The following is a 7572-nucleotide window of genomic DNA, read 5'->3' on the forward strand; positions in this document are numbered from 1 at the left end:
CGGGAGCCTCATGCCGCATCGACGCACGATCCTGGCGGGCGGCCTCGGCCTGCTCGCCGCCTCGAGGGCGCGGGCGGCGGGCGCGGTGGTGCGGGTGGACGATCCGCGGCTCGACGCGCTGATCGACCCGTCCGCACAACTGCGGACGCTGTTCGACGACGGGCGCTGGTGCGAGGGTCCGTGCTGGGCGCCCGGTCTCGGCGGGCTGGTGTTCAGCGACACCAAGGCCAACCGCATCCGCGTGCTCGCGGAGGACGGGTCGGCGAAGACCCTGTTCGACCCGTCCGAGAACGGCAACGGCAACGCGCTGGACGCGCAAGGGCGCCTGATCACCTGCGAGCACCGCACCCGGCGTGTGGTGCGGCGCGAGGCGGACGGGACCAAGACCGTGCTGGCGGACGCGTTCGGCGGCAAGAGGCTGAACTCCCCCAACGACGCGGTGGTCGCCACCGACGGCGCGGTGTGGTTCACCGATCCCGTCTTCGGCATCACCCAGCCCGAAGAGGGCATCCTGGCCGAGCCCGAGCAGGCCGCGCGGCGCGTCTACCGCGTCACCGCGCCGGGCTCGTCGGCGGCCCGCGTCGAGGCGATGACCGACGCCCTCGACCAGCCGAACGGCCTCGCCTTCGCGCCGGACGGGCGCACCCTCTACGTCAGCGAATCCGGGGCGTCGCTCAACCCAGAGGGGGGTCGCGCGGTGATGGCCTTCGCGGTCGGTCCGGACGGTCGGCTCGGACCGCCCCGGACCTTCGCGGCGATCGAAGCCGGCGTACCCGACGGCCTCAAGGTCGACGCCGGTGGCCGGGTCTACGCCGCCTGCGGCGACGGCATCCGCATCTTCGCACCCGACGGCACGGCGCTCGGGCGGATCGCCACGCCGACGGCTGCCGCGAACCTCGCCTTCGGCGGATCGGACGGGCGCCGGCTGTTCGTCGCCGCCGGCCACGCCATCCTCGCCATCGACCTGCGCGTCGCGCCCCGCGGCTGAAACGGTAAGCTCCATGTCCTTCGCCCGACTGTCTCTCGCCCGGCGCCACCTCCTCGCCGGCGGCCTCGCCGCCCTCGCCCTGCCCGCGGTCGCGGCCGAGGGCGGCTCGCCCGCGCCAGGCGGGACCGCGGTCGCGAGCCGGACGGCGGCTCCGATGGAGCTGGCGCTCGCCGCGAACGCGCCCTCGACCCCGACCGGGCTGGCGATCTCGCACAAGGGCCGCGTCTTCGTGATGATGCCGCGCTTCACCGGCAAGGAGCCGATCACGGTGGGCGAGGTGTCGCCGGACGGCTCGGTGAAGGCCTATCCCGACCAGGCGACCAACACCCCCGACGCGGGGCGGCCGCAGGCGACGTTCTTCCACGTGCCGAACGGCGTCTTCGCCCCCGACGACAGCCTGTGGCTGCTCGATTCGGGCCTGCCCGAGGGCAAGGGCGCGCCGGTGCCGGGCGGGGCCAAGCTCGTCCAGATGGACCTCGCCACGAACCGGATCGTCCGCATGATCCCGCTCGAGGCCGGCGTCACGCCGACCTCGTCGCTGAACGACCTGCGCGTCGAGGTCCGAGCCGGGCGCCAGCGCGCCTACATCACCGACCAGGGCCAGGGCGAGGACGGGGCGATCCTCGCGGTCGACCTCGCCACCGGACAGGTGGCGCGGCGGCTCTCCGAGCATGCCAGCACCAAGTCGCAGAAGGGCGTGGTGAAGTTCGTCGAGGAGCGCCCGGTGATGCAGACCAAGGGCGACGGCCCGCCGCAGCATCCGAAGGGCGGCGCCAACGGCATCGCGCTGAGCCCCGACGGCACGCGCCTGTACTACGCGCCGCTGATGGCGCGGCGGCTGTATTCCGTGGAGACCGCGGACCTCCTCGATCCCAAGGTCACGGATGCCGAGGTGGCGGCGACCGTGAAGGACCTCGGCGAGAAGGGGATGACCGGCGGCCTGACCACCGACTCGAAGGACCGGGTCTACCTCAGCCTGCAGGAGCACAACGCCGTCGGCCGGCGCGACCCCGACGGCACGATCACGGTGATCGCCTCGGATCCGCGCCTGATCTGGGCGGACACGTTCTGGATCACCGCCGACCGCTGGCTCTACATCTCGGGCGCGCAGGTGAACCGCCGCCCCGAGTTCAACCACGGCAAGGACCTGCAGCAACCGCCCTACGCGATCCTGCGGATGCGGATCGACGCCGACCCGGTCGACGGATTGTCTCAGTGACGACCTCGGCTCAGTAGCGGCGGCCGGCGCGGGCGGCGTCCACGCTCAGCGGGCCGGGGCCGGCGAAGACGAGGTACAGGAAGACGAAGCAGAACAGGATCGCGGCGTCGCCCCCGTTGACCGCCGGGAACGGCGATTTCGGCGCGTGGACGAGGAAGTAGCCCACCGCCATCTGGCCTGAGAGCAGGAACGCGACGGGCCGGGTGAACAGGCCGAGGATGATCAGCGCGCCGCCGACCAGTTCGAGCAGGCCCGCGGCGCCCGCGAGGGAGAGCAGCTCGGGCGCGGGCATCGCGCGGGGCGGCAGGCCAAACAGCTTCTGCGTGCCGTGCTGGAGGAAGACGAGGCCGGTCACCGCCCGCAGCAGCGACAAGGCGAGGGGGGCGTAGCCGTTCAGGCGCGCGACGAGCGAGTTCATGAGCGGACGTGTCTCCGAGGCCGGGGGAGACACCATCGCGAAGAATTCGGCGCCGCTGTCAAGCTTGGGGCTTCGGCGAACTGTGCTGCCGTCGGGCGCGTCTCGACCGCTTCATGAAATCCCAACCGATGCGTGTCACACTTTCCTTCCGACCGGACGCGCCGGGCTAGGGACTTGCAGGGAACGCCGTCCTCGGCCTCCGATCCGGTGCTCCGCCGGGACGCCTCAACCCGTGCGAAGGGCCAATGCCATGACATCGGGTCCCCTCACGCGCATCCCGCCGAATGGACGGACGGCCCCCGACACGGCGGCGGAGTCGCGCCCCCCGGTGGTTCCCAAGCGTCGCCGGACCGGTCACAACGGGCCGATCGCGCCGCCGGCCTCCACGGGCCGGGGCGCTCCGCCGAGTCCCGAGGTCCCATCCGTGCCCCTGCCCCGCGTCGTCGCGTTCTCGGCGAGCATCAACCGGCCCTCGCGCACCCGCACCCTCGTCGAGGCGATCGCCGCGGAACTCGGCCGCCATCGCCGCATCGACCTGACCGTGATCGACCTGATCGACGCCGGGCCGGGCCTCGGTGCGCTCACCCGCGACGACCTCTCGGAGTCGGCGGAGGCGCTGGTCGCGGCGATCGAGGGGGCCGACGCGCTGATCGTCGGGACGCCGGTCTACAAGGGCGCCTATTCCGGCCTGTTCAAGCACGTGTTCGACTTCGTCGGCGCGGAGGCGCTCGTCGGCCTGCCGGTGGCGCTCGCCGCCACCGGCGGCGGCCTGCGCCATGCGCTGGTGGTGGAGCACTCGCTCCGTCCGCTGTTCGGGTTCTTCTCCGCGCACATCGCGCCGACCTCGGTCTATGCCGGCGGCGACGAGATCGCGGACGGGGTCGTCGCCGACGCGACGGTGGCCGCGCGCATCGAAGCGGCCGGCCGCGAGCTCGACGCCCTGCTCGCCGTGTCGCGCGGGGCCGACCGGGCCAAGGCGCCGGCGGCGTGACCCTCAGGCCTTGACCTTCAAGCCTTGTCGAGCGACCCGGCGATCGCGCTGATCACCCGCGGATCGGTCGGCTCGACCTGCGTCGCGAAGGCGGCGGCCAGGGTGCCGTCGCGGGCCACGAGGTACTTGTGGAAGTTCCAGCGCGGCGTCTCGCCGGGCTTCTCGAGCGCCGCCCACTGGTAGAATGGGTGCGCGCCCGGCATCTTCACCCGCGTCTTGGCCGTGAGCGGGAAGGTGACGCCGTGGTTCTTGCGGGCGGCCTCGGCGATGGCGACCCCGTCCAGCGGCTCCTGGTTGCCGAAATCGGGCGACGGCACGCCGAGCACCGTCAGACCGCGCTCCTGGAAGCGGGTCCACAGGGTCTGCAGCCCGGCGAGCTGGCCGGCATAGCCGCAGGCGGTTGCGGTGTTGACCACCAGGATCGGTCGCCCGGCATAGGCCGAGAGCGGCATCGCGCCCCCTTCCGGCCCGTCGAAAGCGAAGGCGGTGGCACGCATCCCGGCATCCAGGGCTTGGGCGCGGCCGGCGGTGGCGGCGCCGACGGCCGCACCGAGGAGGGCGAGGGCGTCGCGGCGGTGAAGGATCATGGGCTTGCGGCCTCCGGAACGGTGGCAGATCACGTCAGCCACCACATGGCGCAGGCGGCCGAGAGGTCCAGGGCGGCCGATCGCGCGATTTCGCGAGCCGGCGCACCGTCGGCACCGGTGGAACCTTCTGATGCGGCGGGCCTTTTGCGGGGGAACCTTGACTGTCGACTTCGGGCCGGATCGGGCGCGGGGCGACGATGGAAAGACGAGACGCGATGCGCAGCCTGATTGCCGGAACGGTCCTCCTCACCCTGGGCACGACCGCCCTGGGAACGAGCCTCGCGCTCGCGCAGACGCCGGCCCCGACCGCGCCCGCACCGGGCACCCAGGCGGTGCCGCCGGAGAAGCCGGCCACGATCTCGCCGGACGCGCCCAAGCCTGACGTGGTGAAGCCTGACGTGGTGAAGCCCGACGCCTCCAGCTCCGACACGACCAAGTCCGACACGGTGAAGCCCGACACGGTGAAGCCGGACGCGTCGGCCGCGCCGTTGAAGCCGGTCGAGCCGGTGCCGGGGCAGCCCGCGACCTTCACGAACGACCTGCGGCCGACCTTCGTCGCGCAGTCGCCCGACGACATGGTCAGCTCGAAGCTCGTCGGCCAGAGCATCATCAACGGCGCCAACGAGACCATCGGCGAGATCGCCGACGTGGTGATCGGCTTCGACGGCAAGGTGAAGGCCTGGGTCGTCGGCGTCGGCGGCTTCCTCGGGATCGGCACCAAGTACGTGGCGGTCGATCCCAGCGCGCTTCACCTCCAGCGCATCGACGGCAAGGCGCTGCGGGCCGTGATCAACACCGACAAGGACCAGCTCCGCGCGGCGCCGGAATACATCTACCTCGGCAAGGAGAAGCCGAAGGACGACGCCACCAAGGCCGACGGGGCCAAGTGATCGCGACCCTGTAGGGCGGCCTTACGGCTCGATCCGGCGGAGCACGAAGGCGACGCCGGTTTCGGGGTCGCGCCGCCAGGTGCCGTCGCCGGCGGGCACGAGGTTCACCACGTGCCCGCGCTTGGCCACCAGGGTCATCCGGCCCTGGCCGGTGCGCCACGTCGCCGGGTCGAACACCTCGATCCCGGTGTCGCGGCAATTCGGAAGCAGGTGCACCGGCGCGCCGGGACCGCCGCCGAGATCGAGGCGACAGACGTCGCGGTTGAGCAGCCGGTCGAGGGCGTAGATCCCGGCCTGCGCGCCAATGCCGGGCCCGGGCGCGGCCGCCGGGGTCGGCACCGGCTCCGGCGCGGCGGCGGACGGTGCGAGCGCGGGCGGCGTGACCGCGACCGGCGCCGGATCGAGGAGGCTCGGCGTACCCATCGCCGCGATTTCCAGCGGAACCAGGCTGTAGCTCTCGCCCGACGCGGCCGTGGCGACGTAGCTGCGCTGGTCGGGGCGCTTGGCGAAGGCCAGCACCGGGCGGACGTTCCTGTCGACGAGGCGGACGACGCCGTCGGCGAAGAGCCAGCCGGCGACCGTTCCCACCACCGGCACCGCCCGCCGACAGCCGGCAGGAAACCGCACCACCTGCCCGGCCTCGCCGGATTCCGAACTCAGCGTCATCACGCAGCGCCGGTTGGTGCCGTCGCGCGACAAGTCCCAGGTGCCGGGCACGCCGCCGCGCGCCTCGGGGAGGGTCGTCGCGAAGGGCGCGGGCGAGTCGGCCGCGGGCGGCTCCTGCGCGCGGGCGGCGCCGGCCAGAGCGAGCCAAGCCCCGGCAGCGAACCGTAGGCCGGCGACGGAGTGGGCCGTGCTCATGCGCGGGCGCCCGAAACCGGCCAAGGCGTCTCCGCCACCGGCGTCAGCGGGCCGCGGCCCTCGAACCACGAGACCAGGTTGTCGACGACAAGCCGCCCCATGCCGGCGCGGGTGTCGTGGGTACCCGACCCGACATGCGGCAGCAGCACCACCCGGTCGAGGGCGACGAGCCGCTCTGGCACGTGCGGCTCGGCAGCGAAGACGTCGAGGCCGGCGCCGTGGATCGTGCCGGCCTCAAGCGCTGCGACCAGCGCCGCCTCGTCCACCACGCTGCCGCGGGCGACGTTGACGAGGATGCCCTCCGGCCCGAGCGCCGCGAGCACCGCGGCGTCGACGAGGCCGTCCGTGCCGGCGCCACCCGGCGCCACCACCATGAGCACGTGGACGGCTTGCGCCAGCCCGACCAGGGTCGGATGGTAGGCGTAGGGGGCGTCGGCTTGCGGCCGCCGTCCGTGATAGGCGATCTCGACGCCGAAGCCTTCGAGTCTGCGGGCGATCGCCCGCCCGATCCGCCCGAGCCCGAGGATGCCGACCCGGCGCCCGCGCAGCGATGCGGTGAGCGGGAACGGCGCCGCCGGCCACCGCCCGGTGCGCAGGTAGCGGTCCGCCTGCGGGATCCGGCGGATCGTGGCGAGCAGGAGGCCGACCGCCAGGTCCGCGACCTCGTCGGTGAGCACGTCCGGCGTGTTGGTGACGACGACGCCGCGCCGCGCGGCCTCGGCGGCGTCGATCGTGTCGTAGCCGACCCCGAAGTTGGCGACGATCTCCAGGTTGGGAAGCCGGTCGAGCAGCGCGCCGTCCACCACCGCCTGGGCGTTGACCGCGAGCCCGCGGACGCGCGGGCCGACCTCGGCGAGGAACGCGTCGCGGTCGTTCGCGGTGTCGAGCCGGTGCAGGGCGAAGGTGGGCGTCAGGGCCTCCGCCACGCTCGGGTGCATCGGCTTCAGCATGAGGAGTTCGGGCGGATGCAGGGTCAAAGGTCGGCTCCGGGCGCGGGGCGCGGCTGGTGTCCGTCGCATGGACGGGAGGGAGCTGACGATCCTGCGCGCATCGGCATCGTCGCTATCCGATCCAGTCGATGGTGATGGGAGCGTCGATGTTCAGGACGCCGTGGACCGGGCATGCGTGGGCGGCCGCTTCCAGCCGGGCGCGTTGCCCGTCGTCGAAGGCGCCGGGCACCTGGAGGTCGACCGACAACCGGGCGATGCGTCGCGGGGCGTCGGCCATCTCCTTCGTGACGGTCGCCGTCGCATGGCCGATCTCCAGGCCCATCGTGTGCGCGGCCACACCCATCATGCTCAGAATGCAACTGCCGAGGGACACCGCCAGCATCTCGCTCGGAGAGAAGCCGGCCCCGAGCCCGTGATGGTCCTTCGGAGCATCCGTGAGGACGACGGCACCGGACTCGGCATGCTCGGAACGGCAGCGCAAGCGCCCCTCATAGGTCACCACGATCCCGCTCACGCCGGCCTCCCGCGATGCCCCCGCATCCCCCAAGACGGTTGCCGCACTTCCCGGCGAAGATCCAGTGCCCTGCGGAATGGCCGGCAGGGATCGGATGACGACGGCGGCGGCCTGACTCCCCTTCGAGCGATCCTGCCCGCTCGCTGCCCCCTCC

9 protein-coding genes are annotated in these 7572 nt (G+C 72.9%); 4 read left to right on the forward strand and 5 right to left on the reverse strand.

Annotated features, from left to right (window positions below; all coding sequences use genetic code 11):
* The first annotated feature begins 10 nt into the window (after positions 1 to 10).
* Both FV229_RS10205 and FV229_RS10210 read left to right on the forward strand, forming a co-directional pair.
* Complete coding sequence (locus FV229_RS10205) at positions 11 to 988, forward strand: SMP-30/gluconolactonase/LRE family protein (protein WP_147751857.1); 978 nt, start codon at positions 11 to 13, stop codon at positions 986 to 988.
* Between the two features lie 13 nt (positions 989 to 1001).
* On the forward strand, positions 1002 to 2207 hold the full coding sequence (locus FV229_RS10210) for an L-dopachrome tautomerase-related protein (RefSeq protein ID WP_187275111.1): 1206 nt from the start codon (positions 1002 to 1004) through the stop codon (positions 2205 to 2207).
* Between the two features lie 10 nt (positions 2208 to 2217).
* On the opposite strand, the gene FV229_RS10215 is transcribed toward FV229_RS10210, so the two are convergent.
* Positions 2218 to 2625 carry a DoxX family protein gene (locus FV229_RS10215; RefSeq protein WP_147751858.1) on the reverse strand — a complete coding sequence of 136 codons (408 nt, stop codon included), beginning with the start codon at positions 2623 to 2625 and terminating at the stop codon, positions 2218 to 2220.
* A gap of 430 nt (positions 2626 to 3055) precedes the next feature.
* Here FV229_RS10215 and FV229_RS10220 point away from each other — a divergent pair, with 430 nt between their 5' ends.
* Entirely contained in the window at positions 3056 to 3616 is a 561-nt protein-coding gene (locus FV229_RS10220; protein ID WP_147751869.1) for an NAD(P)H-dependent oxidoreductase, read from the forward strand.
* Positions 3617 to 3633: 17 nt separating this feature from the next.
* On the opposite strand, the gene FV229_RS10225 is transcribed toward FV229_RS10220, so the two are convergent.
* A complete protein-coding gene (locus FV229_RS10225) occupies positions 3634 to 4203 on the reverse strand; it encodes a glutathione peroxidase (RefSeq protein ID WP_147751859.1) in 570 nt (189 codons plus the stop codon).
* A 215-nt stretch (positions 4204 to 4418) separates the two neighbouring features.
* Between FV229_RS10225 and FV229_RS28560 the strand changes: the two genes are divergently transcribed.
* Positions 4419 to 5093 (forward strand): PRC-barrel domain-containing protein, encoded by a 675-nt coding sequence (locus FV229_RS28560; protein WP_147751860.1) that lies wholly within the window; start codon positions 4419 to 4421, stop codon positions 5091 to 5093.
* A 21-nt stretch (positions 5094 to 5114) separates the two neighbouring features.
* On the opposite strand, the gene FV229_RS10235 is transcribed toward FV229_RS28560, so the two are convergent.
* From FV229_RS10235 to FV229_RS10245, 3 genes are all read right to left on the reverse strand, one after another.
* Positions 5115 to 5954 carry an AprI/Inh family metalloprotease inhibitor gene (locus FV229_RS10235; RefSeq protein ID WP_147751861.1) on the reverse strand — a complete coding sequence of 280 codons (840 nt, stop codon included), beginning with the start codon at positions 5952 to 5954 and terminating at the stop codon, positions 5115 to 5117.
* Positions 5951 to 6904, reverse strand: coding sequence for a 2-hydroxyacid dehydrogenase (locus FV229_RS10240; protein WP_246688132.1), 954 nt, complete (start codon positions 6902 to 6904; stop codon positions 5951 to 5953). Before FV229_RS10240 ends, FV229_RS10235 begins: the two co-directional genes overlap by 4 nt.
* A 112-nt stretch (positions 6905 to 7016) precedes the next feature.
* Positions 7017 to 7572: OsmC family protein (locus FV229_RS10245; protein ID WP_210246597.1), on the reverse strand; the 556-nt coding region annotated here is incomplete at its 5' end.

It is taken from the genome of Methylobacterium sp. WL120, assembly GCF_008039465.1.
GTDB classification, from domain to species: Bacteria; Pseudomonadota; Alphaproteobacteria; order Rhizobiales; family Beijerinckiaceae; genus Methylobacterium; species Methylobacterium cerastii.

Coding starts and splice junctions, on each gene's coding strand:
- FV229_RS10205 (WP_147751857.1), top strand. CDS start 11: ATGCCGCATCGACGCACGATCCTGGCGGGCGGCCTCGGCCTGCTCGCC.
- FV229_RS10210 (WP_187275111.1), top strand. CDS start 1,002: ATGTCCTTCGCCCGACTGTCTCTCGCCCGGCGCCACCTCCTCGCCGGC.
- FV229_RS10215 (WP_147751858.1), bottom strand. CDS start 2,625: ATGAACTCGCTCGTCGCGCGCCTGAACGGCTACGCCCCCCTCGCCTTG.
- FV229_RS10225 (WP_147751859.1), bottom strand. CDS start 4,203: ATGATCCTTCACCGCCGCGACGCCCTCGCCCTCCTCGGTGCGGCCGTC.
- FV229_RS28560 (WP_147751860.1), top strand. CDS start 4,419: ATGCGCAGCCTGATTGCCGGAACGGTCCTCCTCACCCTGGGCACGACC.
- FV229_RS10235 (WP_147751861.1), bottom strand. CDS start 5,954: ATGAGCACGGCCCACTCCGTCGCCGGCCTACGGTTCGCTGCCGGGGCT.
- FV229_RS10240 (WP_246688132.1), bottom strand. CDS start 6,904: ATGCTGAAGCCGATGCACCCGAGCGTGGCGGAGGCCCTGACGCCCACC.